The sequence below is a fragment of the Cellvibrio sp. KY-GH-1 genome (assembly GCF_008806975.1).
Classification (GTDB): domain Bacteria; phylum Pseudomonadota; class Gammaproteobacteria; order Pseudomonadales; family Cellvibrionaceae; genus Cellvibrio.
Map to the genome: position 1 here is coordinate 3,584,527 of NZ_CP031728.1, position 23,273 is coordinate 3,607,799.

Genomic DNA, 23,273 nt, shown 5'->3' on the forward strand with positions numbered 1-23,273 from the left:
GTCGGCTTTTTTAAGCTCAATTACTCATTAAAAAACTTCTTCACACCGTCAAACCAGCTGGACTGTTTGGGGGAGTATTTTCCGCCTTTCATGGTGGTCTGGAATTCTTTGAGCAAATCTTTTTGTTTGCTGGTGAGATTTACCGGGGTTTCTACTACCACGCGGCAAAGTAAATCGCCGACACCACCACCGCGCACTGGCGTTACGCCTTTACCGCGCAGTTTGAATAATTTTCCAGTTTGGGTTTCGGCCGGGACTTTTAATTTTACGCGGCCATCGAGCGTGGGAACTTCAAGCTCACCGCCGAGTGCAGCATCGACAAAATCAATCGGAACTTCGCAATACAAGTCAGCGCCGTCACGTTTGAAAATGTGATGCTCGCGCACATGCACTTGAACATACAAATCGCCGCTCGGACCACCGTCTGCACCCGCTTCACCTTCGCCGGACAAGCGAATGCGATCGCCGGTATCCACACCCGCTGGCACTTTCACTTGCAGGGTTTTGGTTTCTTCTACGCGACCCTGGCCACTACAGGATTTGCAGGGGTCAGAAATAATAGTGCCGCGTCCACGACAGCTGGGGCAAGTTTGTTGAACCGAGAAAAAGCCCTGCTGCATACGCACCTGGCCGTGACCACCACAGGTAGTACAGGTGACCGGTTTACTGCCCGCTTTTGCACCGGAACCATCACAGGTTTTACAGGAAACCAGTGTAGGCACTTTAATTTGAACACTGGTACCTTTTACGGCATCTTCCAAACTTAATTCGAGGTTGTAGCGTAAATCGGAACCGCGCGCCGGACCACCGCGACCACCGCGCCCGCCACCAAAAATATCACCGAATACATCGCCAAAAATATCACTGAAGTTACCACCGCCAAAACCACCAGCGCCGCCCATACCAGATTGGCCATCTACGCCCGCGTGACCATAGCGATCATAGGCCGCGCGCTTGTTTTCGTCGGACAGAACTTCGTAAGCCTCGTTAGCTTCTTTGAATTTTTCTTCGGCGTTAGGATCATCCGGGTTGCGATCCGGATGGAATTTCATGGCTACACGACGGTAGGCTTTTTTCAATTCAGCGGCATCAACATCTTTTTTGACACCGAGGATTTCGTAGTAATCGCGTTTGGACATGGTTACACCGCTAAAAGAAATGCGCAGTACATTTCAAAAATTTTCATCGTAGCCCGTACGGAGCCTGGCGTAATACGGGATTGAACATTCAAAAAGTATCCCGTATTCCGTTAGGCTCCATAGGGGCTACATTTGCCTGATTCTTACATGACAAATGCGGGCAAGCCCGCATTTGTTGTTTTACTTCCAAATTCATTGAAGGGTATCGCTTGCGCCCCACCCATCCTACGAATTATTTGTCTTCTTTCACTTCTTCAAACTCGGCATCTACCACACCGTCGTCCGCTGGCTTGCTGCCGCCGGCTTGCTGTGCACCCGCAGCACCCGCTTGACCCGCTGCTTGTTGCTCAGCGTAAAGTTTTTGCGCGAGTGAACCTGATGCTTCGGTCAATTTGGTAGTTGCCGCTTCGATCTTCGCTAAATCTTCACTCTTGGCTACATCGCGCGCTTCAGTCAGCGCCGCTTCGATGGCTGATTTTTCTTCCGCAGTGGCTTTATCACCCGCTTCTTTCAAAGTTTTTTCAGTCGCATGGATCAAACCTTCCAGAGTATTGCGCGCGCCCACTACTTCGGCGAACTTGCGATCTGCCTCGGCGTTAGCTTCAGCATCTTTTACCATTTTCTGGATTTCTTCATCGCTCAAACCGGAAGAGGCTTTGATCACGATAGATTGTTCCTTACCCGTCGCCTTGTCTTTTGCACTTACATTCAAAATACCGTTAGCGTCGATATCAAAAGTTACTTCGATTTGCGGCATTCCGCGCTGTGCAGGCGGAATGTCACTCAGGTCAAAACGACCAAGTGATTTGTTTTGCGACGCTTGCTTGCGCTCACCTTGCACCACGTGAATAGTTACTGCAGTTTGGTTGTCATCGGCAGTTGAGAAAATTTGCGATTTCTTGGTTGGAATCGTGGTGTTTTTCTCAATCAATGGAGTCGCTACACCGCCCATGGTTTCAATACCAAGAGTCAGCGGAGTTACGTCCAACAACAATACATTGGTAGTATCACCAGACAATACCGAACCTTGAATTGCTGCACCAATCGCTACCGCTTCATCAGGGTTAACGTCTTTGCGCGCTTCTTTGCCAAAGAAATCCGCCACTGCCTTTTGCACCAACGGCATACGGGTTTGACCACCCACCAGAATTACATCATCGATGTCACTGATAGATTTGCCGGAATCTTTAATCGCTTGTTTTACTGGCTCCATGGATTTGGTCACCAAGTCTTCAACCAATGATTCCAATTTCGCGCGGGTCAGTTTTACCACCAGGTGTTTTGGACCTGTTGCATCCGCGGTAATGTACGGCAGATTCACTTCGGTTTGCTGGCTGGATGACAATTCGATCTTGGCTTTTTCGGCCGCTTCTTTCAAACGTTGTAACGCCAGTGGATCATTGTGCAAATCAATACCGGTATCTTTCTTGAAGGTATCCGCCAGGAATTCAATCAAGCGCATATCGAAATCTTCACCACCGAGGAAAGTATCGCCGTTGGTAGAAAGCACTTCGAATTGATGCTCGCCATCAACGTCAGCAATTTCGATAATAGAAATATCGAAAGTACCACCACCCAGGTCGTAGACCGCGATAGTGCGATCACCTACACCTTTATCCAAACCGTAAGCCAATGCAGCAGCAGTCGGCTCGTTGATGATGCGCTTTACATCCAGACCGGCGATGCGGCCTGCATCTTTAGTCGCTTGACGTTGTGAGTCATTAAAGTACGCTGGAACAGTGATTACTGCTTCAGTGACTTTTTCGCCGAGATAATCTTCAGCGGTTTTCTTCATTTTCTTCAGCACTTCAGCAGAAATTTGTGGCGGCGCTTTTTTATCGCCCTTCACTTCTACCCAAGCATCGCCATTGTCAGCCGCAACGATTTTGTAGGGCACCATGGAAATATCTTTTTGCACTACATCATCTTTGAATTTACGGCCAATCAAGCGCTTAACCGCATGCAAGGTGTTGTGCGGATTGGTAACTGCCTGACGTTTGGCAGATTGACCAACAAGAATCTCGTCATCGTTAGTGAACGCGATAATTGAAGGCGTTGTACGATCACCCTCAGCGTTTTCAATAACTTTGGGCGTGCCGCCTTCCAGAATGGAAACGCAAGAGTTAGTGGTACCCAAGTCGATGCCGATAATTTTACCCATGGTGCTGCTCCTGAAAATCTGTTTGTTGCTGAGTGCCCGAACAGGCGAGCACTGAATGTTAATGACTTGCTCTAGTCGCGCAAACACTGGGTGTTTGCGCTTTCGTTTGCAGTTGTTTTCTATATTGGCGCACCGGATTTGAATTCAAGTGGCGCCGTAAAAAAATCCTTACCAACGCTGTGGGTTTTAGCTGCTAAGGAGCCTTGGACACCACTACCATCGCCGGACGAACCAGACGGCCATGCAGGGTGTAACCCTTCTGGAAACAATTGATCACCGTGTTTGGTTCGACATCCGGATTGGGCACCGCAGAAACCGCCTGATGCAAATTCGGATCGAAAGGTTCGCCCTGCGGATTCACTACCAGGACCTGATGACGCGCCAGTGCATCAACAAAAGTTTTGTGGGTGAGCTGAATGCCTTCCGCGATTGCTGCAAAAACCTCATTGCTGGCATCGATTGATGAGAGCGCTCGCTCCAGGTTATCGACAACTGGCAGCAGGTCGTTGACCATTTTCTCCAGGCCAAACTTGTGGGCTTTCTCTACATCTTGCTCGGCACGGCGACGGGCATTCTGCGCCTCAGCCTGGGCGCGCAGGCTCTGCTCTTTGGCTGCCTCATAGGCAGTTGCCAGGGTTGCCAATTGAGCCTGCAGGGTTTCAATACCTGCGTCAGCTGCTTCTGCTTGCACCTGCTCCTCGGCCGCTGGCTGGGGTTCGGTTGCATTTTGAATGTCGGTGTAATCTTGGGTTGACACTGTGTTCTCCAATCACTGGTTGGGCGGCGCAGCCGCCGGTATAACTTGCTAAAACCAAATCAGGGTGCCTATTCAGACAGTGTGGGCTATATGGGGCTAAGACAGAGGGATTCAAGCGCTGGCGCTAAAGTTTTTATGGAAAAGCCTGATCACTAACTAACGCAAATGATCACCGGATAGGCGAAAAATTAGACCTATACTCAAGTTTGCCTTTATCGTCAGGAACCATCGGAGCAGCGCAAAAAACTGCGCCAAGTTCGCACACACAGTGTTGAATAATGCGCCAAAAAAGGGATTCGCTTCAGCGGAAAACAACGGCAACCCAAGCCATAAAAATACTTGGCTTATTGGCGTAAATACCATTTGACAACGTTGTCCATTCAACCTATCGTCGAGAAACACCTGTTCATAAGTTCGCCACCCAGAGGGTTAATTACCATGTCATTGCGCGTTAAGATCTGGATTGTCTCCGCCCAAATCCTGCTCGGCCTTCTGGGAATGATGCTGATAGGATTGTTTACGGTTCGCTACTCATCCAACCAGGATAACGCCGCGCGGGTAGAGCAGCTGCTCAACAGCACCTACGCCACAGTAATCCAAATGGAGCAGATGGCAGCCCGCGGTGAAATGAATGATGAAACCGCCAAGAAAATCGCCACCCAAATTCTGCGCAACAACACCTATCACAAGTCCGAATACGTTTATGTCGCCGACGAACAGATGAATTTCGTCGCCGCGCCACTCGACCCGCAGCTACACGGGACCAGCTTTCATGAATTTAAGGACGGAAACGGCCGCAGCGTAGGCGAGATACTATTAAAAGCCGTAGGCAAGGCTCAGGGGCAAACTGCCAAATACAACTGGACGCAAAAACAAGCCGATGGCTCGATTGAAGAAAAGCTGTCCATCGCCAAGCTGTCGCCTCGCTGGAAATGGGTAGTAGGTACGGGCATTGGCTTTAACGAGGTCAACGCCCGCTTTTGGGAGACCGCCAAATGGCAGTTAGGTGTTTGTATTCTGGTGATGTTGGTGATCGTGGTACCCGTGGTCATGTTTGCTCGCAAGCTGGATACTGGCCTGGGCGCTGAGCTGAAAGAGGTGTTAACGCTCGTACGAGCCGTTGCCAGCGGTGACCTGACCGAACGCAACGCTCACGCCGCTCCCGAGGACAGTATTTACGGCTCAGTGGTGCGCATGCGCCACGCACTGCGCGATATGCTCGGCAGTATTTCAGCAATGGTGTCACGCCTCCATGAAATCAGTGATGACATAGTCCATAAGGCGGAAACCAGTACCGCCATGGCCGAAGACCAAAGTGCCAACACCATAAAAATTGCCTCCTCGGCAGAAGAATTCAATATGCAAACTAAAGACGCCATGGAGCAGGCCAAGGTTGCGACCAATCAAACGGACCACGCCTCCAAGACCGCCAACCAGGGCCAGAAGCTGATCTCCAGCGCCGTAAAAAGTTTTGTGGAGATAGACAACAGCGTTATCCAAACCCAAAGCAGTATCGACGATCTCGCCCAACGTATTAGCAGTATTTCGGCGGTGATTTCCGTGATCAGCGAAGTCGCTAACCAAACCAACTTGCTCGCACTAAACGCCGCGATTGAAGCGGCGCGCGCCGGGGAACAGGGGCGCGGTTTTGCGGTGGTGGCCGATGAAGTCCGCCAGCTCGCACAGCGCACCACCCAGGCAACGACAGAAATTAGCGATACCATCACTGCCGTCCAAAACTCCAGCCGCGTCGCCAAGCAAAATATGGATGATATGGTCACCCAACTGAAGGACGGCATTGCCCAAACTCGCCAGGGGGGCGAAATTGTAGAGAGTGTACGCATGGAAACTGATGAGGTGGCCAAGATGGTGGCCCACATAGGCAGCTCGCTGATCGAACACGTGCAGGCCAGTAGCCTGATTCTGGAATACGTCAGTCATGTGGAACAATCATCCCTCGGCACCAAGGATGCTGCACGCGGTACATTGCTCGCTTCCCAGCAAATCCGCGATGCCTCGGATGAACTGAGCCGTAAATTGGAGGGCTTCCGCTTTTAAGGATCGTTGGGCAAGCTTGCCTCTTTAATGCCAAATACTGTATAAACAGCCAGATAGCGATTAGCCAATCGCGTCTGGCTTTTTAATTGGTGCCTCCCTTTTAGCGATCCGACGGACGACCTATGCTCACTCACCTGAATATCCAAAATTTCACCCTGGTTGATCATCTCGACCTGGATTTAAAACCCGGTATGACTGTGATAACCGGAGAGACAGGTGCGGGGAAATCCATTTTGCTAGATGCCCTCGGACAGACGCTCGGGGACCGCGCTGATGGCGAGCGGGTGCGTACCGGTGCCAGCCGCGCCGACATCTGTGCCACCTTTGACACACGTAAGATACCGGCCGCTGCCGAATGGTTGCTCGGTAACGACCTGCAGCAGGCAGATCACCCGCACGAATGCCTGCTGCGCAGAGTGGTAGCCAGCGACGGCAAATCCAAAGCTTATGTCAACGGCCAATCAGTCACCCTTCAACAGCTGCGAACCCTGGGCGAAATGTTGATAGATATTCACAGCCAACATGAGCACCAATCCCTGCTGGTCAAAGATACTCATCGCCGCCTGGTAGATGAATTTGCCGGTCAAACTGAATTGGCTAAACAGGTGCGCCAGGCATGGCGCGAGTGGCAGAGCCGGTTGGAACATTTTCTCCACCTGCGCGATAACGCGGCCGAGGTCAATGCCCGTTTCCAGTTGTTGAGCTATCAGGTAGAAGAATTAGAGCAGCTTGGTTTACAACAGGGCGAGCAGGCCAAATTGGAAGCCGAGCAACGCAGCTTGGCCAATGCGGAGGAAATATTGCGTGGCAGCCAACAACTGGCAGCCTTTTGTGGTGATGAAGAGCAAGGTTTGGGGGTCAATCTGCACCGTGCGCTGCATATCTTGCGCGGCCTGCCGGAGAAATCGGCCGCGTTGAAAACCGCTGAAGAGCTGCTCACTAGCGCGCAGATCCAGGTAGAAGAGGCCCAACATGAAATCGAACAGCACATCGATAGCTTTACCCTCGACCCGCAGCGCTTGCAACATGTAGAAGAACGCCTGTCGGCCATTTACGACCTCGCGCGCAAACACCGTATTCAGGCGGAGGAATTACCGGACTTGGTCAATAAACTCAGTGGTGAGCTGGAGCAGTTGCAAGGCGGGGATGCCAAACTCGACCAACTCGCGCAGCAAGTCACCCAGACGGAGAAAACCTATCGCCAACTCGCCGACCAACTTTCCGCCAAGCGCACCAAGGCGGGCAACGGCCTGGCAAAGCAAGTGAACGAACAGCTCAAGTTACTGGCCATGGAAAACGCCAAGTTCAGCGTCAGCCTTATCCCACTGGGTGACAAGCCCGGCGCCAACGGTCTGGAAGAAGTGGAGTTTCTCATCAGCACCAACCCCGGCCAAGCCCCTCGCCCTCTGGGGAAAATCGCTTCGGGCGGCGAGTTGTCACGCATCAGCCTTGCCATCCAGGTAGTTACAGCACAAACCTCGGCCATTCCCACGCTGGTCTTTGACGAAGTCGATGTGGGAATAGGCGGTGCCACTGGCGATGTGGTTGGTCAGTTGTTAAGACAGTTAGGCGAGCGCGGTCAGGTAATTTGCGTGACCCATCTGGCGCAAGTGGCGAGCAAGGGGCATCAACACTTGCAGGTGGTTAAAACTGCCAATAAGAAATCGGCTGAGTCAACACTGGTTGAGCTGGATGGCGCATCCAAAGTGGAAGAAGTCGCACGTATGCTGGGCGGGCTAAAGGTAACCGAACAATCACTGGCTCATGCCCGGGAAATGTTGGCGCTTTAATTTGTGCACTATTTTTTGCCTGGACTATCAACAAATAGGGCGCGATAAACGCGCCCTCAAGCAGTAATACAAATCAACGTTTCCTACATCAAAACACTAACGTTTCTTTCAAAAACAGCAAACTTTTCAAAAAAATCGGTATAAAAGTCGAACCAGTTAACAATACTCGTTTTTGCGGCCAAGTTCTAACGTTTTTCACCTCAAAACACTTCTTTCTCGCAATCTTCATATAACTTAGCGCTTTTTGCGCACGTAAAGCACTAGACTGTGATCCGTTAATTCGTAGCCGTATTCAGCGGCAATACGTTTTTGCAGTGCTTCAATCTCATCATTATGGAACTCAATGATAGTGCCAGCATCTATATCGACCATGTGATCGTGATGCTCGCCACGCGCTACTTCAAACACTGAATGACCGCCGTCGAAGTTGTGACGAACCACCAAACCAGCTGTTTCAAACTGGGTTAACACCCGGTACACAGTTGCCAGACCAACGTCATCACCCTGCTCCATCAGCGCTTTGTATACATCTTCCGCGCTCATGTGATGCTGTTCAGAGGACTCCAACATTTGCAAAATCTTAACTCGCGGCAAAGTGACTTTAAGGCCAGCCTTGCGCAGCTCGTGGTTACCGTCAGCCATTATTTCCCCCAAACCCTTCTCAGTATTCCTGTGGTTCGGGTATTATCCGCGTTCATTTTTGTTAGTGGAAGCCCTCGTATGAAATTAGCCAGCCGCATTTTTCTGGCCCTGATTGTCACAACCAGTCTAAGCGCTTGCTCCAGCTTCCGCTTTCCCGGTGTTTATAAAGTAGGTATCCAACAGGGGCATATCATTACTGAAGAGATGGCTTCCCAGTTAAAACTGGGTATGTCAAAACGTCAGGTGCGCTTTGTGCTCGGCAACAGCCTGGTACCAGATACCTTTAATGATGACCGCTGGGACTACCCCTACAGCGTACGCCGCGGCTCTCAGGGCGAGATTACCCAATATCTCTACACCGTTTACTTTGAAAATGACAAGCTTGTGAAAACCGAAGGTGATTACCTGCCTGGCAAGGCACCACTGAGCGGGGAGAAGTCCGAAAAATACCTGGATGATATGAACCGTGATGTGCCGGTTCCTACCGAAGAGAGTAGCGCTCCGCCACCCACAGCACCAGAGCCGGAAAAGAAATATTAATACCAATAAAAACGCCCGCTTAGCCGGGCGTTTTTATTAGGGGTAGAAACAACGGGTTCGGCTACCGTTACCCGGCGACTCTAATGATGCCCATGGAGCGAGGCACGGGTAATAAAATGTAAAACCTAGCTATTGGTGCATAGCTTATTTCGCCCTTCTGATTTGGCACGATAGAGCGCGGCATCCGCTTCCTGCAGGAGTTGATCTGCCCGCTCCATGTCCGGGCGATACGCAGCAATACCAGCGCTCAGGGTGACATTAAACGTGCGCTCTCCTGCGCTGAAGCTGATCTCACGAAATCGCCTACGCACATCTTCCATCAGCATTACCGCCTCATCCCTTCCGCAGCGAGGCAATACCGCGACAAACTCTTCACCCCCATAGCGCCCTACAGCATCCGTTTTGCGCAATCGCTGGCGCAGCAAATGCGCGATGGCTTTAATTACCTTGTCGCCCGCCGGATGGCCATAGGTATCATTAATTTGTTTGAAGTGATCCAAATCCAGCATCACCACACTCAAGTCCCCACCACCGCGCACCGTGCGACTGAGTTCAATATCTACCTGCTCTTTGATACGCGAATGTTTAAGCAAACCCGTCAAACTATCGCGATCCAACGCCTCGCTGAGCTGCCGGCTGCGTGCCGCACGGGTGGTAACGGCAGAAACCAGCTCGCGATCATTCAGAGGCTTGCTGAGGAAGTCGTCGCCCGCCCTAGCCAGCGCCAGCGCGCGCTTTTCGACATCTTGCTCGGATGAAAGGTAGGTAATAGGAACCCGCAACCAATCCTGATTCAGGCGAATTACCTGCGCCAGTTCTATGCCGTTACAACCAGGCATATTAATATCCAGCAGTATCAGGTCCGGGTGGAAATCCTGCAGTAACTCGAAAATAACCTGGGGGTTATTACTGATTTGCACGTGAATCCCCGCCGCATTGAGCACCAGTTTGTAGTGCTCGGCGAGCGCCAGATCATCATCGATGATTAACACCCGATGAGGCGCACTGCGATTGCGATCCAGATAATGCTCAAAACAATCGACCAGGCGAATAATATCTAAGGGTTTAACAAAATACCCCACTGCTCCGGCCTTAACCGCGGCGTGATAGGCGTCAAAATCCGTGCGAGTCGAAACAAAAATAACCGGGATAGGAGCAGGTAAATGCTGCTGCAAGATCATCACCGCTTCCGGTGCCTCGCGCCCCTCTTCGATAAACATTATGTCGCAAATCATAAAATCCGGCGCACGACGCACTACTTCTGTCTCGGCCGCGGCGATAGTTGCAAAGTGCTCGACCTGATGACCAAAGTGGCGCAAGGTCATGCAGACCTCTTCGGCAATATCCAGGTCATCTTCCAGCACATAAATCAGGGTGTTAGTTTTTTGCACTGAGGTGTGACTAATCAAAGGCACAGCTTTGTTATTGCGCTCAGCTTGCAAATCACCACCCAGGGCAGAAACAGCGACTGAAAACACGCGCAAGATCCCCATATCCAGGTGATCGTTCGCCAACCACTCCTGGGCTTGCAGCTCCAGTTTTTTTGCCTGTTTACCCAAATCGGTAAAACCAAAACTACCGGCAGAACCCGCCAGTTTATGCAAGCGGTGGTTAAGCTGGGTGAGCGCAGGAGTGCGCAACTCGGGATCGATAAGGTCATTAACCAGAATACGCAGCTGCGCCAATTCAGTGGGCAAGCGCTGGGCATAGTCGTCGCGTAATGCCTGGAGTTTAGCTGCTATGTCAGCATTTTTGTCCATGAGAAAGCAGCCTGTTTAAGGGAAAGATTTCTTATTGGCCAACACAAATACCCGCCTGTTAATTCTCGCCCGACGTCGTTCGAATCATTAGCCTGAATAATAGGTGCGAAATAACGATTTAGCCACTGGTTGGCTTACATCAAGCCACCCATGACTGCAATTCAGCATAAGAACCTTTCTTTATCGGGAAAAAAATTCTGTCATCGCGAGCCAGTTCTCAATTAAAGCCTGACTATACTCAGCCAAACGCTACCAATCTTTTACGGACCTACCGCACGGATCTCATGCTAAAACGAATCGCAGTCAAAGACATAAAGCTCGGCATGTTCATATGCGAATTCTGTGGCTCGTGGATGGAACATCCCTTTTGGAAAACTCGCTTTCTTTTGGAAGATGAAAAAGACCTGCGCGCTATTCTCGCCAGCGGTATTAAAGAGCTCTGGATAGATGTCAGCCAAGGGCTTGATGCCTGTGATGAAACCGCCGGTAAAACAGAAGCGGAAGTCGCCTCGGAAGCAGAAGCTTTGCTATTGGAAGCCGAAAAGCCGGGCAATCTGGAACGCGCGTCACTGGATGAAGAGATAAAAACAGCGGCGCGCTTGTGCAATCGTGCCAAAGAAGCCGTGATTGAAATGTTCAGTGATGTCCGCATGGGCAAAGCGATTCAAGTAGAAAAGGCGCACGAGCTGGTTGATGAAATATCCAAATCTGTGCTGCGCCAACCTCACGCCCTGATCAGTCTGGCCCGATTAAAATCTGCCGATGAATATACCTACCTGCACTCAGTAGCCGTTTGTGCACTGATGATCGCCTTGGCACGCCAACTAAACCTCGATGAAGAAACCGTACGCAATGCCGGCATGGCCGGATTGCTCCACGATATCGGCAAGGTGGGCATCCCATTGAAAGTACTGAATAAGCCGGGCAAGTTAACGGATGAGGAATTTGCGATAGTGAAATCCCACCCGGAACTGGGTGCCAAGATTTTAATTGAAAATTACCAGGTGCCGGCAATGGCGCTGGATGTTTGCCTACACCACCATGAAAAAGTCGATGGCACCGGTTATCCATTTGGATTAAAAGGCGACACCATCAGCCTGTTTGCCAAGATGGGCGCGGTGTGCGATGTCTATGATGCAATTACCTCCAACCGTCCATACAAAAAAGGGTGGTCTCCCGCTGACTCAATTCGCAAGATGGCGGAGTGGAGCAAGGGGCATTTTGATGAAGCAGTATTCCAGGCATTTGTGAAAACCGTGGGTATTTATCCCACAGGCTCGCTGGTTCGGTTGGAAAGCGGGCGCTTGGCGGTAGTGATCGAACAAAATGACGCTTCGCTGCTGATGCCCAAAGTAAAAATATTTTTCTCTGCCAAAACCAAAATGCCAATCATTCAGGAAGTCCTAGATCTTGCTGTACTGCAAGGCAAGGAAAAAATCATCGGGCGCGAATCACCCGATGACTGGGGTTTTAAAAACCTTGATTTGCTCTGGTCTGGTACGGGCTGATAGTCACCCGCTACAGCGCTGTCTCATCGCTAATGCCTGTCCCAGATATCGCGCAGCTCCTGTGCCAAGGTCATAGGGTCAAAGGGTTTGGCGATTACTCCCGCCGCCCCTAAATTCAAATACCCCTGCACTTCTTGTGGCTGAACCTTAGCGGTCATAAATACCACTGGCGTTTGCTCCAGCTCAGAAAAATTGCGCAGGCCTTTTAAAGTCTCCGGCCCATCCATCCCCGGCATCATTACATCCAGTAAAATTAAATCCGGCTTGAAGGGGACTGCTTTCTGCAATGCCTCATTACCGCCACTGCAAGGCTCCACCGTAAAACCATTGATTGTTTCCAGTACCATCAATGCAATGGCTTGGATATCGGGATCATCTTCCACATACAAAATACGATTTAGTTCGCGAGTCATTGTGTATTCCTGTTAATGAAAAATTAAACACTGGTACTGTGCAGCGGAAACGTTGCGTAGAAAGTGGCGCCCTTGCCTAATTCAGAATCAAACCCGATAGTGCCCTGCATACGCTCCACAAATGCTTTACTAATTGCCAGACCCAAGCCGGTACCGCCGCGTTGGCGCGAGTCGGAAGAATCCGCTTGGGAAAATTTCTGAAAAATGCGGGCGCGAAATTCTTCGCTAACACCGGGTCCGTGATCGACCACGGCAATTTTTACCCGATTTCCAGACCGCGTAACCACCACTTCCACCTGTCCATTAGGGGGAGAAAATTTCACCGCATTGGAAATAAAATTAGCCATGACTTGCTGCAGGCGCTGAGCATCGATATCGACCTCCAAGTTTTCCGTAGCAGCGTCCGCCAACAACGTCAGACGAATGCCAAAAGTTTCAGCATAGGCCATATTCCCTTCAACCGACTGCTGCAAAATCGGCAGCAACAACTGTGTACTTAAATCAAATTGCATTTTGCCGGCGAGCAATTTTTCCATATCGAGCAGATCGTTAATCAGCAATGTCAAACGCAAAGAATTTTTGTGGGCAATCGTCAGCATGTTGTGAATATTGGCTGGCAAACTGCCAAGCATGCCACCAACTACCATACCCAGCGACCCGGAAATAGACGTAAGCGGTGTGCGCAATTCGTGGCTAACCGCAGAGACAAATTCATTTTTCATTTGTTCAATGCGCTTACGCTCCGTAATGTCCTGAATAAATGACCAAATCTGCCGCTCTCCATTTGGGCTTTCAATTAATACACCATTGAGAAGCACTGGAATTAAACGCCCATCATTGTGAATCAAATGTTTTTCGTAAGGCCCATAACGCCCGCTAATATGCAGACTTTCGAGCTGTTCTAAATCCTCTTGCGCATATTCCGGCGGTGTTATCGAGTGATTATCCATACGCATAACATCGCTACGTGAATAGCCTAGCAGCCGGCAAAACTCTGGATTGCACTCAATGAAATTTCCGCCTAAACAGTGATTGAGGGTTATTGCGATGGGAGCTTGCGTATAAAGTGTAGATAGTTTCTGCTCACTCAAGGCAATTTCGTCATAGGCGGCTTTAGTTTCTGTAATATCCCACAAAAAGCCATCTATATATTTCAGCCCTTTTTGACGATCAAAAACACCAGCACCCACCTCCTGCACATAAATCCATTGACCATCGCTGTGTTGCATGCGATACACCAAGTTAAATGACTTTTGGAAACGTAAAGCCTGTTGCACCTGATCAAATATTCTGGTCACATCATCGGGGTGCGTGATATCAGTAAAGCTCAATGGCCGCTCACCGAAAAATTCTTTTGCCGCATGTCCGGTAAGGCGAGTCACAGCATCACTTAAATACAACATAGTCCAGCGTTCATCATTACGGCAGCGATACACCGCTCCGGGAAAGTTGTTAATCATGCTTTGCAAGCGCTCTTCGCTTTGTATCAATCGAATACGCGACTGGTGTAATTCAGTGATATCCGTGTGGGTACCCGACATCCACAAGGGTTCACCGTCAGGCAAAAAACTAATAACCCGGCCTCGAGCGTAGACGTATACCCATTCACCGCTCTTATGTCTCATCCGACAATTACATTCGTAATAATCCAACTCGCCACGAAAGTGCCGCTCAAGTAGCTCACCAGACACCTTTAAGTCTTCAGGATGGCAAAGAGTGAACCAAGTATTGAGCGATACTGGCGCCAACTCATCCAAACTATAGCCAAGAATACCTGCCCAGCGCTCGTTAAAAATAGTCTCTCCTGTTTGCACATTCCAACGCCAAGTCCCCAGATTAGCGCCACGAATAATGTCCTCTACATGCTGGCGTTCCCGCTGTAGTGCAATACTGCTCTCATGCGCCTCAAACAATTGCACAACCTGATCCGCAAGCAAACGCAAACTACACTGTTGTTCATGAGTCAATTGACGTGGCTGGTGATCAATAACACACAGGGTTCCCAGAGCTTCACCGCCTGGGGTAACCAAAGGGGCGCCAGCATAAAATCGAATAAATGGCTCACCGGTAACGAGCGGGTTATCGGAAAAACGCCGATCAAGCAGGGCATCCTCAACCAACAACATTTCGCTCGGCGTAAATATCGCATGCGCACAAAACGCGACGTCGCGTGGCGTTTCACTCGCATCCAATCCAATACAACTTTTAAACCATTGGCGATCGCGGTCCACGAGTGAAATCACCGCAATTGGCACATCGCATATGTTTTTCGCGAGGTGCGTAATAGCGTCAAATTTTTTTTCGCGCGGGGTATCCAGCACGTCCAGGCGATAAAGCGCCTGCAAGCGTAATTCTTCATTGGCGGGCAATGCGGCTTTCATGGACGCGCTCCTTGTACATCGCTGCTCAATTGCTGCAACGCCTGTTGTACCACGGCATCCAGCTCACCATTGACCAAAGGTTTTTGCAGCCAGTAAATACCGGTGCGATTACCCAGGCCAACCAATCGCTGCTTACCTTCATCCACGGAGCCAGTAATAATAATGATGGGAATTTTTTTGTTTTGTTGATGCTGTTCCTGCTGGCGCAACTGCTCCACTATGTCCATACCATGCATATCGGGCAGGTTGAGGTCTAACGTAATTAAATCGTAATCGCGCAATTGCAAATGCTCTAACGCCGCCTGGCCATTATTGGCGCGGTCCACATCCATCCCACGCGCACCAAGTGCAGTTGCCAGGACTTCAGCGGTTTCCAAATCATCTTCCACAATTAATAAATGCGGTTTGGTTTTACCGGGTTCGATACGGGTAGCAGGTACTTTTTGAGTTGAATCTTCGCAGGGTAAATCAAAATAAAAACTGGCGCCTTCACCGGGAACTGACTCCACCCCAACCTTGCCACCCATGCGTTCTATTATTTCTTTGCAAATTGCCAAACCCAAGCCAGTTCCTCCCTTTTGGCGCGAGTCCGATGAGTCAGCTTGGGAAAACTTTTGAAACAGGCGGGCGCGGAAATTTTCAGGAATACCCGGCCCCTTATCAATAACAATAACGCGTACACTGCCAAAACTTCGCTCGACACTGATACGTACCTGATCATTTATCGGGGAGAACTTGGCGGCATTGGATAAATAATTCGCCAGCACCTGTAACAGCCGCTGGCTGTCCACGGTAACCTTTGCATCGTCAAGGTCGTTGTCCAACTGATAAATGACTCCATACTGCGCTGCAAAAGCGGCGTTGGACTCGATACTTTGTTGCAGCAAAGGCAACAGCATTTGTGGCTGCAAATCAAAATGCATTTTGCCCGCAACCAGTTTTTCCATATCCAGTAAATCATTGACCAAATGGATTAACCGCTGCGAGTTATTGTGCGCAATCTGAATCATGCGCGCGGATTGTTCGCTAAGGCTGCCGGCCATGCCGCTCGCCACAATACCCAGCGCCCCACTGATGGCCGTAAGCGGTGTACGCAATTCATGGCTAACCGTGGAAATAAATTCGGCTTTCATCTGGTCGATGCGTTTGATTTCACTGATATCGCGCGCGAGGCCCAAGTAACCACTAATGTCCCCTTCAGCATCGCGCAGCGCTGATACTGTAAGAATCACCGGAAATTGTGAACCGTCCTTGCGCACATAGGTCCATTCTTTCTCGTCATCACTGCCTTCACGCGCTTTCGCCACAAAGCCATCAAAGCCGGGTTTAACTTCATAGCCCAGCTCGCAAGTCAGGCGATGGGCATGTGCTTCCACCTCCTCGGGCAAATGAATAATTGCTGGCGTTTGTTTATTAATCACTTCCTGCGCGCTGTAACCCAGCATCAGCTCAGCACCGTGGTTAAAGGTTTTAATCAAGCCATTTACATCGGTGGAAATAATCGAAATGCTCGCCGCATCCAGAATCGCTTTGCGCAACGAATTGGTTTCCTGTATTTGCATTTCCGCTTGTTTGAGCGGGGTGATATCGGAGACGTAGCCATGCCAGAGCACGCTGCCGTCTTCGAGTTTTTCGGGAATAGATTCCACGTGGGTCCAGATCAAACCGCGCAGCGGATGGTTCACGCGCACAGTTGCCACCCAGGGCGTTAAATGCGTAGCCGAATAGGACACGCTTTCACTCACCCAACCCACATCATCCGGGTGAATGACCGCGAATACTTTTTGCGCTGAACTGGTAACTTCATCCGGATTGGTGTTGTAGATATTTTTCATGCCCGGGCTGGCATAGGGGAAAAAGGAACTGCCATCGGGGCGCAACTGAAATTGATAGAGAAACCCGGGTAAACGTTCGCTCAGTTTTTGAAAGCGGTTGAGAATAATTTTTTTCTCGCGCTCCTGCTGCCAACGCTCCACTACCGAGCTGATCCAACGCGCGAGTAAACGCACAAAATCCTTATCGAGTGAATCAAATTGATGATGGCGTGTTTTGCGTGAGAAAAAACACAGGGTGCCGTACAGGCGATCACCGATCCACAAGGGCACACCAATGTAGGATTCCATTTGGGTTAACAAATAGGCTGAGTGTCGCTTGTGCTCACTGGAAGGGATATCGTCTTCGGCAAATACATCGCGCAGCGCCACAGTAAGGCTACAGTAGTTTTTTCCCAAGGTATTGGAGATGGCGGCATCCTTATTACCGGTTGCGGAAAATTGCACATGGACGCGATAGTCTTCGCCGTTGATCTCGCTGATTAACCCGCCGCCCAGGCCCAAATAGCGCGCCCCCAAACTGAGCGCCAGGCGCAATTGTTCTGCGGAATCCACTGCCGGAAGCGAGGCAATTTCATTAAGCGAATGCATAGCCGCTTGCTGACGAATACTTACTAGCTCAGTGTTCTTGCGATCGGTAATGTCAGTGTAAACGCCGAGCATGAGGGCCGCTTTGCCATCCGGTTGCCACTCCACAACCTTGCCGCGGGTAAGTATCCATTTGTAACTACCGTCATGTACCTTGAGCCGGTATTCATTCTCGTACATGGGGGTTTCGCCTTTGATATGGCGAATAATATCGCTGTAGCTCACCCGCTTATCGGCGGGGTGCACGCGGCTCATCCACTCATCCAAGTCAAGCGAGCTGGGCGATTCCGGGCCGATGCCACACAGTTGGCGCCACTCAGGGGAAAAACGCGCCTTGTCATGGGCAATATCCCATTCCCAAAAACCAGAATCACTGCTGCGTAGTGCTAATGCCAAACGCTGACGCGCCTGTTCGCTGTGGGCGTGCTCCTCCCGCAATTGCTCACTGTGCTGGCTCACCAGCTGTTTCAGGTGATAGCGATTAAAGCGGATAAACAACACTAACATTAACAGCGCCAACACCATCGCCGTGAGCCATTTGGCCATGACGCGTTGGCGAATCGAACTGTAGGACAAATAAACAGGTGTTATGTCACTCCACACCAACATCGCCAAACCAGACTGCTCAGGAGGAAACCCGACTTGTTGCATCGGCCACCATGAGAGCAAATAGGTCTTACCTTCTTCCTGCAGCACGTGCCCTCGCTTGTTGATAGGCACCAACCCACGAGTCCACCAGACCCCCAACTGCGGATGACTCGTTTCCTCCAGACGCCAGTCATCTACCACGGTCGCGTTTTTCTGGTTTAACACCTGGCGCACTTGCTCCCACAGCATCTGCTCCACTGCGGTTTTGCGCAAAAACATCGCGACCTGCATGGGAACAGCGTCCCCCTCTCTGGCCTGTGGAATTGACGACATACCAACTTCCAATACCGCGATTACGCCTCCACTTTGATCTTCGTTTGCCATAATCGGCAATACCGCCCGGTGACCACTGCCATGACGCGAAACATCCTCGCCCCATGCCGGCAACCCGGAAGCAAATGCATTGGTAACCAGAAGTCGCAGGCCGCTCAGGCTATCGCCGTAACGATCAGGTTTGTGCATACGCAAAAAGGTAACAGCGCCGGGCGCAAAATAGAGGCTCAGTTGCCGCACACCCAAGTCTTTCATGCTGTCCCACTGGTCAGTTAGCTGCAATTGCAGCCTTGCGCGCGCCTCGGTCAGCAGCTCTGGTGCGGCCTGATTATCGGTAGTTGCAAAGACCTGGTGGGCACGACGAATTTCACTGACGATGGCCGTATCACGCACGATCAGCTGGGCAAGTAGCATGGCCTGCTGGGTAAGATCCCGGCTGGTGGACTCCATGTAATCTTTCTGAGCCTGCGTTCGCCACTCCAGGCGCTCCTCCCAGACTTGCTCATGTGCGAACAAATCCAAGCGCATAAACAGTAAAAAAACTAACGCCAGTACAAGGGCAGATACCCAAGGCAACCATTGGTAGAGGCGTTTCGTTGTCGACTGCATGAATCACTCTGGGATAGGTGTTGTTATTGGTGGCTTCGCCAAGAAAATCGGCGAAGCATTACCCCAGTGTAGTGCAAATTTTTTGTGAAGCAGGCCGCCACAGCGGCCAAAGTGAAAGGGCTATTAAGTCTGCGGGTTATCGTTAGTGGCGTCCGCGGCTTTATCGGCCCGCTTGCGGCGCGCCTCTTTCGGGTCAGAGGCCAGCGGGCGATAAATCTCTACCCGATCACCGGCGTGCAGCACATGTTTGTCAGCGGCTTCCAGGCCCTTTGTGCCCAACGATTGACCGAAGATACCCATCTTGGCCGAGGCAATATCCAGATCGGGGAAGTGATCGGTAATTTTGGAGCGCTTGACCGCGTCCAGTGCGGTAGTGCCCGGCTCCACCAAGAGCGCAATAATTTTTTGTTTGTGCGGCAGCGCATAAGCGACTTCCACGGTAATTAAATCAAAATCAGCCATCGCGTTTGCTCACCCCGAATTAGCACTAAAAAAGCCGGATTAACCGTAAATCTGTTTCGCGCGGGCGCAGAGGGTATCCACTTGCTTACCGCCCACGGACTCCAATAACTTGCCCGCCGTCATCCCCAACAGGCGGTTTTTCATTTCAAATTCCAGCAAAAAAACCACTTTGCAGGCGCTGTCACCCAAGGGCGTAAACTGCCAGATGCCGCGCAGGTAATTAAACGGGCCATCCACCAGGTTCATAGTCATTTTGTGGGGTGGCTGCAACTGGTTGCGTGTGGCGAAACTCTGGGTGACACCCGCCTTACTCAATTCCAGACGCGCCTCCACCCAATCATCACCGCGCGCCAGCACCCGGGCACCCACACAGCCTTCCATAAAGTGCGGATAGGCTTCGATGTCATTGATCAAGTCAAACATCTGCTGGGCAGAATAATTTACCAGTGCAGACCGCTCTATTTTACTTGCCACGCTTGCTCACTTAAAAATCGTCCAGGCTTATTCGACAAACACGCCGCGCAGTATTGGGAACACACCATTTATCAACACGATGAGCACCGCGACTGGCGATAAGTATTTCAGGATTGGGCGCCACCAGCGCAGTAAGGCCGCCGACTCAAACTTTAATTCGTGCAGCAAGTGCTCATCGCGCAGTTTCCACCCCACAAACAGCGCAATTAATACTCCACCTAAGGGAAGCATTATATTGGTGGCGAGGAAATCCATCGAATCAAAATAGCTTTTGCCCCATAAAAATTGCTTGTCAGACCAATCATTAAACGACAGTACCGACCCGATTCCCAATGTCCAGGCAACCGCACCGAGCAACAGGCTTGCCAGTATGCGGCTTAATCCGAAGCGCTCGTTCAGGTATGCAACACCTGGCTCCAGCAAGGATATCGTCGACGTCCAAGCCGCCAGAATCACCATCACAAAGAAGATTACGCCGATCACAATTCCCGCACTCATATTGCCAAATGCGACAGGGAGGGTCACAAACATTAAGCCCGGCCCTGCACCGGGGGAAATCCCGGGAGTGGCAAATACAAATGCAAAGATCGCCACACCGGCAACCAGGGCCACCAGGGTGTCGAGCAGCGCAACCATCAATACCGTTTGCCCAACCGATTGATTGCTGGGCATGTAGGCACCATAAGCCATAATTGCCCCCATCCCCAGGCTGAGGGTAAAAAACGAATGCCCCATCGCGATTAACGCCGCCTCCCAGGAAAGATCCTCTGGATTAAAACTAAACATAAACCGCAGGGAAGTCACAAACTCCCCCTCAACCGCGGCGTAACCCAACAGCACCAATAACAGTACAAATAACGCAGGCATCATGACTCGCACGGCGGACTCAAGCCCGCGAGTTACACCCAAGGCTAATATCGCAACGGTCATCAGGGTGAACGCCGTGTGCCACTGCAGCAGCTTGCCTTTGTCCGCAAGCAACCCGTCAAAGAGTCGTTGCGAGCTTTCCCCATCCAGCCCCGCAAATTTGCCGGTTAACGCATTTTCCACATACTCCAGCGTCCATCCGGCAATAACCGTGTAAAACGACAAGATCACCAACCCGGCCAATGCGCCCATCCACCCGATTACCGTCCACCCCTTGCTTGCACCCGCCGTTTCGCACAGTTCGGCCGTTGCTAAAATCGGGTTGGCGCGCGCACGTCGTCCCATCAAAATTTCACCCATCATGATGGGGATACCAATCAGCAAAATGCAGGCGAGATACATCAGCACAAAGGCGCCGCCGCCATTCTCACCGGTGATATAGGGAAACTTCCAGATATTGCCCAACCCGACCGCCGAGCCGGTGGCCGCCAAAATAAAACTGCCGCGCTGGCCCCAAATTACATGTTGTTTGAGTCGCATGGGGGAGACATCCTCAGGTGTTTACTCGTTATTATTCACAGGCACAGAGCGCGCCAATCTCACGCCAAAACCTGGGCAGAATTGTACCGGTAATGCCGCGCGCACATAAGCCTTCCAGGGACAACCCCAATACAGGGTTTAGCCAAGACAGCGCGCAGCGATTGCCGATATAATGCCCGCCCGATTTTTGATTTGACCCGAGAAGCTTCACCGCCATGGCCTCAAAAAAGCAAAAAAATGACAGCAGCACCATCGCCCTGAACAAAAAAGCCAAGTTCGATTACGAATTGCACGAACGTTTTGAAGCGGGCCTCGCCCTTACCGGCTGGGAAGTCAAAAGCCTGCGCGCGGGCAAAGGCAATATCACCGACTGCTATGTGATTTTTAAAAATAACGAAGCCTGGTTACTCGCCAGCCAGATCCAGCCACTGCTGAGTGCGTCCACTCATTTTGTGACCGACCCTTTCCGCACCCGTAAACTGCTACTCAATCGCCGCGAGATCAATCGCCTGCAGGAAGCTGTAGAGCAAAAAGGCTACACGGTAGTGCCGATTGCGCTTTATTGGAAAGCGCATATCGTGAAATGCGAAATTGCGATCGCCAAAGGCAAACAGTTGCACGATAAACGCGAAACCGAAAAAGAACGTGACTGGGCGCGGGAGAAACAGCGTTTGTTTCAAAAAGATCAACGCAGCTAAAAAAAATCCCGCACTCAGCGGGATTTTTTTACATCATTAGCTTAGTTATTTTCCTTCAGCATCACTTCGCGGAAATGTTTGCCCTGCATGGTCGGTTCGTAGGTTTTGTAGTCGGTGAACATTTGCGGCGACCAATCCGGATCAAACACCCAACCCACCCAGCTAATGCCCTTGTTACCGAAATAATCGGTAATGCGTTTGCCGTAGCTACCATCATCGATAACAGGCACATGGGCGCCTTTATCGGTCGCTAATTGATAGCCAATTTCGGTGGCGAAGACCGGGTATTTATCGGCGACAAAACCAAAATCCCTCTCCCAGTTTTTCTCATAGGGTGCGCCTACTTTCATCGGGTAAGCGTGACTCACATAGGCAACATTGTCGCGCTCAATCGGTGCTGTAGCGATTGGGGTTAAATCGTACGCCCAGTTAAAACCTGCCACCAATGAAATCGCTTTCGGGTTGTGCGCCTGAATAATGGTAATAGCCTCTTCATTAATGGCTTTCCAGTCCGCCCAACTCACAATACCCAAGCGGCCATTGAATACAGTTGGCTCATTAAAAATTTCGTAAAAGGCTACCGCATTAACACCGGCGTAGCGCTCGGACACGGTGCGCCAGAAGTCGAAGGTTTCCGGCTTGTCGGTGTAGTAAGAATTATTCTGAAACATTTGCGAATGCAAATTGCCGATGGAATGCCAATCCAGAATCACGTAGATATTTAACTCATTAGCCCACACTACGACTTGATCGAGCATCGCCAAATAGGCTTTTTTACCGTGCTTGCGCCAGGCCGAAGGATGCACAGGCACACGAATGACGTTTGCGCCCCAGGATTTAATGACTTCAAAATGTTTTTTGGTAAAGCGTTTATCGCGCGCAATTTTATCCGGGTCAGATATATTTAAACCGCGAAATACCATCACCTTACCGGCGTCATTCACAAATTTGTTGCCCTGTACTTTTATCAGGGGCAGCTGCTGTGTAATTTTGCTTTTATCAAACGCGGGAATATCGGTTTGGTTCCACCAGCCACTGGTGTTTTCCCAGGCGTTGTCCGCACAGCTGATCGCGGATAACAGCATCAACCCCAAGCCAATCAGATAATTGTGAAACGTTTTCATTATGCCCTC

At 50.7% G+C, this 23,273-nt stretch carries 17 protein-coding genes; 5 read left to right on the plus strand and 12 right to left on the minus strand.

Annotated elements, in window-relative coordinates:
* Window positions 1-20: 20 nt before the first annotated feature.
* The 3 genes from dnaJ to grpE all read right to left on the minus strand — a co-directional run bounded on the left by dnaJ (window position 21) and on the right by grpE (window position 4,057).
* On the minus strand, window positions 21-1,139 hold the full coding sequence (dnaJ, locus tag D0C16_RS15125) for a molecular chaperone DnaJ (protein ID WP_151033126.1): 1,119 nt from the start codon (window positions 1,137-1,139) through the stop codon (window positions 21-23).
* A 232-nt stretch (window positions 1,140-1,371) separates the two neighbouring features.
* Window positions 1,372-3,300: a molecular chaperone DnaK gene (gene dnaK / locus D0C16_RS15130; protein WP_151033127.1), complete on the minus strand. Its 1,929-nt coding sequence runs from the start codon at window positions 3,298-3,300 to the stop codon at window positions 1,372-1,374.
* 193 nt (window positions 3,301-3,493) lie between these two features.
* On the minus strand, window positions 3,494-4,057 hold the full coding sequence (grpE, locus tag D0C16_RS15135) for a nucleotide exchange factor GrpE (protein WP_151033128.1): 564 nt from the start codon (window positions 4,055-4,057) through the stop codon (window positions 3,494-3,496).
* 438 nt (window positions 4,058-4,495) lie between these two features.
* Here grpE and D0C16_RS15140 point away from each other — a divergent pair, with 438 nt between their 5' ends.
* On the plus strand, window positions 4,496-6,115 hold the full coding sequence (locus D0C16_RS15140; RefSeq protein WP_151033129.1) for a methyl-accepting chemotaxis protein: 1,620 nt from the start codon (window positions 4,496-4,498) through the stop codon (window positions 6,113-6,115).
* Window positions 6,116-6,237: 122 nt separating this feature from the next.
* Window positions 6,238-7,905 (plus strand): DNA repair protein RecN, encoded by a 1,668-nt coding sequence (gene recN / locus D0C16_RS15145; protein WP_151033130.1) that lies wholly within the window; start codon window positions 6,238-6,240, stop codon window positions 7,903-7,905.
* A gap of 234 nt (window positions 7,906-8,139) precedes the next feature.
* On the opposite strand, the gene fur is transcribed toward recN, so the two are convergent.
* Window positions 8,140-8,547, minus strand: a complete 408-nt coding sequence (gene fur, locus D0C16_RS15150; RefSeq protein WP_151033131.1) for a ferric iron uptake transcriptional regulator — start codon at window positions 8,545-8,547, stop codon at window positions 8,140-8,142.
* A gap of 78 nt (window positions 8,548-8,625) precedes the next feature.
* Here fur and D0C16_RS15155 point away from each other — a divergent pair, with 78 nt between their 5' ends.
* Entirely contained in the window at window positions 8,626-9,087 is a 462-nt protein-coding gene (locus tag D0C16_RS15155) for an outer membrane protein assembly factor BamE (RefSeq protein ID WP_151033132.1), read from the plus strand.
* A 125-nt stretch (window positions 9,088-9,212) separates the two neighbouring features.
* On the opposite strand, the gene D0C16_RS15160 is transcribed toward D0C16_RS15155, so the two are convergent.
* Window positions 9,213-10,847: a diguanylate cyclase gene (locus tag D0C16_RS15160; protein WP_151033133.1), complete on the minus strand. Its 1,635-nt coding sequence runs from the start codon at window positions 10,845-10,847 to the stop codon at window positions 9,213-9,215.
* A gap of 323 nt (window positions 10,848-11,170) precedes the next feature.
* On the opposite strand from D0C16_RS15160, the gene D0C16_RS15165 reads away from it, so the two are divergent.
* The gene (locus D0C16_RS15165) at window positions 11,171-12,355 is read left to right on the plus strand and encodes an HD-GYP domain-containing protein (protein ID WP_304487118.1); all 1,185 of its coding nucleotides are present in this window, start codon (window positions 11,171-11,173) and stop codon (window positions 12,353-12,355) included.
* A gap of 29 nt (window positions 12,356-12,384) precedes the next feature.
* Here the strand turns inward: D0C16_RS15165 and D0C16_RS15170 are convergent, their stop codons facing one another.
* The 6 genes from D0C16_RS15170 to D0C16_RS15195 all read right to left on the minus strand — a co-directional run bounded on the left by D0C16_RS15170 (window position 12,385) and on the right by D0C16_RS15195 (window position 21,442).
* Complete coding sequence (locus D0C16_RS15170) at window positions 12,385-12,768, minus strand: response regulator (protein ID WP_151033135.1); 384 nt, start codon at window positions 12,766-12,768, stop codon at window positions 12,385-12,387.
* Between the two features lie 23 nt (window positions 12,769-12,791).
* The gene (locus tag D0C16_RS15175) at window positions 12,792-15,149 is read right to left on the minus strand and encodes a PAS domain S-box protein (protein ID WP_151033136.1); all 2,358 of its coding nucleotides are present in this window, start codon (window positions 15,147-15,149) and stop codon (window positions 12,792-12,794) included.
* Entirely contained in the window at window positions 15,146-19,099 is a 3,954-nt protein-coding gene (locus tag D0C16_RS15180) for a PAS domain S-box protein (protein WP_151033137.1), read from the minus strand. The genes D0C16_RS15175 and D0C16_RS15180 overlap by 4 nt, the downstream gene beginning before the upstream one ends.
* A 123-nt stretch (window positions 19,100-19,222) precedes the next feature.
* Window positions 19,223-19,561, minus strand: coding sequence for an RnfH family protein (locus tag D0C16_RS15185; RefSeq protein WP_151033138.1), 339 nt, complete (start codon window positions 19,559-19,561; stop codon window positions 19,223-19,225).
* 39 nt (window positions 19,562-19,600) lie between these two features.
* A complete protein-coding gene (locus tag D0C16_RS15190; protein WP_151033139.1) occupies window positions 19,601-20,035 on the minus strand; it encodes a type II toxin-antitoxin system RatA family toxin in 435 nt (144 codons plus the stop codon).
* 27 nt (window positions 20,036-20,062) lie between these two features.
* On the minus strand, window positions 20,063-21,442 hold the full coding sequence (locus D0C16_RS15195; RefSeq protein ID WP_151033140.1) for a sodium-dependent transporter: 1,380 nt from the start codon (window positions 21,440-21,442) through the stop codon (window positions 20,063-20,065).
* Between the two features lie 215 nt (window positions 21,443-21,657).
* On the opposite strand from D0C16_RS15195, the gene smpB reads away from it, so the two are divergent.
* Window positions 21,658-22,140 carry an SsrA-binding protein SmpB gene (smpB, locus tag D0C16_RS15200; protein ID WP_151033141.1) on the plus strand — a complete coding sequence of 161 codons (483 nt, stop codon included), beginning with the start codon at window positions 21,658-21,660 and terminating at the stop codon, window positions 22,138-22,140.
* A 41-nt stretch (window positions 22,141-22,181) separates the two neighbouring features.
* Here smpB and D0C16_RS15205 read toward each other — a convergent pair whose 3' ends face one another.
* A complete protein-coding gene (locus D0C16_RS15205; RefSeq protein ID WP_151033142.1) occupies window positions 22,182-23,264 on the minus strand; it encodes a glycoside hydrolase family 5 protein in 1,083 nt (360 codons plus the stop codon).
* Window positions 23,265-23,273: the final 9 nt, after the last annotated feature.

Bases quoted from the DNA above. Each gene is read 5' to 3' on its own strand.
- dnaJ (WP_151033126.1), bottom strand. From the start codon at position 1,139: ATGTCCAAACGCGATTACTACGAAATCCTCGGTGTCAAAAAAGATGTT.
- dnaK (WP_151033127.1), bottom strand. From the start codon at position 3,300: ATGGGTAAAATTATCGGCATCGACTTGGGTACCACTAACTCTTGCGTT.
- D0C16_RS15140 (WP_151033129.1), top strand. From the start codon at position 4,496: ATGTCATTGCGCGTTAAGATCTGGATTGTCTCCGCCCAAATCCTGCTC.
- recN (WP_151033130.1), top strand. From the start codon at position 6,238: ATGCTCACTCACCTGAATATCCAAAATTTCACCCTGGTTGATCATCTC.
- fur (WP_151033131.1), bottom strand. From the start codon at position 8,547: ATGGCTGACGGTAACCACGAGCTGCGCAAGGCTGGCCTTAAAGTCACT.
- D0C16_RS15155 (WP_151033132.1), top strand. From the start codon at position 8,626: ATGAAATTAGCCAGCCGCATTTTTCTGGCCCTGATTGTCACAACCAGT.
- D0C16_RS15160 (WP_151033133.1), bottom strand. From the start codon at position 10,847: ATGGACAAAAATGCTGACATAGCAGCTAAACTCCAGGCATTACGCGAC.
- D0C16_RS15165 (WP_304487118.1), top strand. From the start codon at position 11,171: ATGTTCATATGCGAATTCTGTGGCTCGTGGATGGAACATCCCTTTTGG.
- D0C16_RS15170 (WP_151033135.1), bottom strand. From the start codon at position 12,768: ATGACTCGCGAACTAAATCGTATTTTGTATGTGGAAGATGATCCCGAT.
- D0C16_RS15175 (WP_151033136.1), bottom strand. From the start codon at position 15,149: ATGAAAGCCGCATTGCCCGCCAATGAAGAATTACGCTTGCAGGCGCTT.
- D0C16_RS15180 (WP_151033137.1), bottom strand. From the start codon at position 19,099: ATGCAGTCGACAACGAAACGCCTCTACCAATGGTTGCCTTGGGTATCT.
- D0C16_RS15185 (WP_151033138.1), bottom strand. From the start codon at position 19,561: ATGGCTGATTTTGATTTAATTACCGTGGAAGTCGCTTATGCGCTGCCG.
- D0C16_RS15195 (WP_151033140.1), bottom strand. From the start codon at position 21,442: ATGCGACTCAAACAACATGTAATTTGGGGCCAGCGCGGCAGTTTTATT.
- smpB (WP_151033141.1), top strand. From the start codon at position 21,658: ATGGCCTCAAAAAAGCAAAAAAATGACAGCAGCACCATCGCCCTGAAC.
- D0C16_RS15205 (WP_151033142.1), bottom strand. From the start codon at position 23,264: ATGAAAACGTTTCACAATTATCTGATTGGCTTGGGGTTGATGCTGTTA.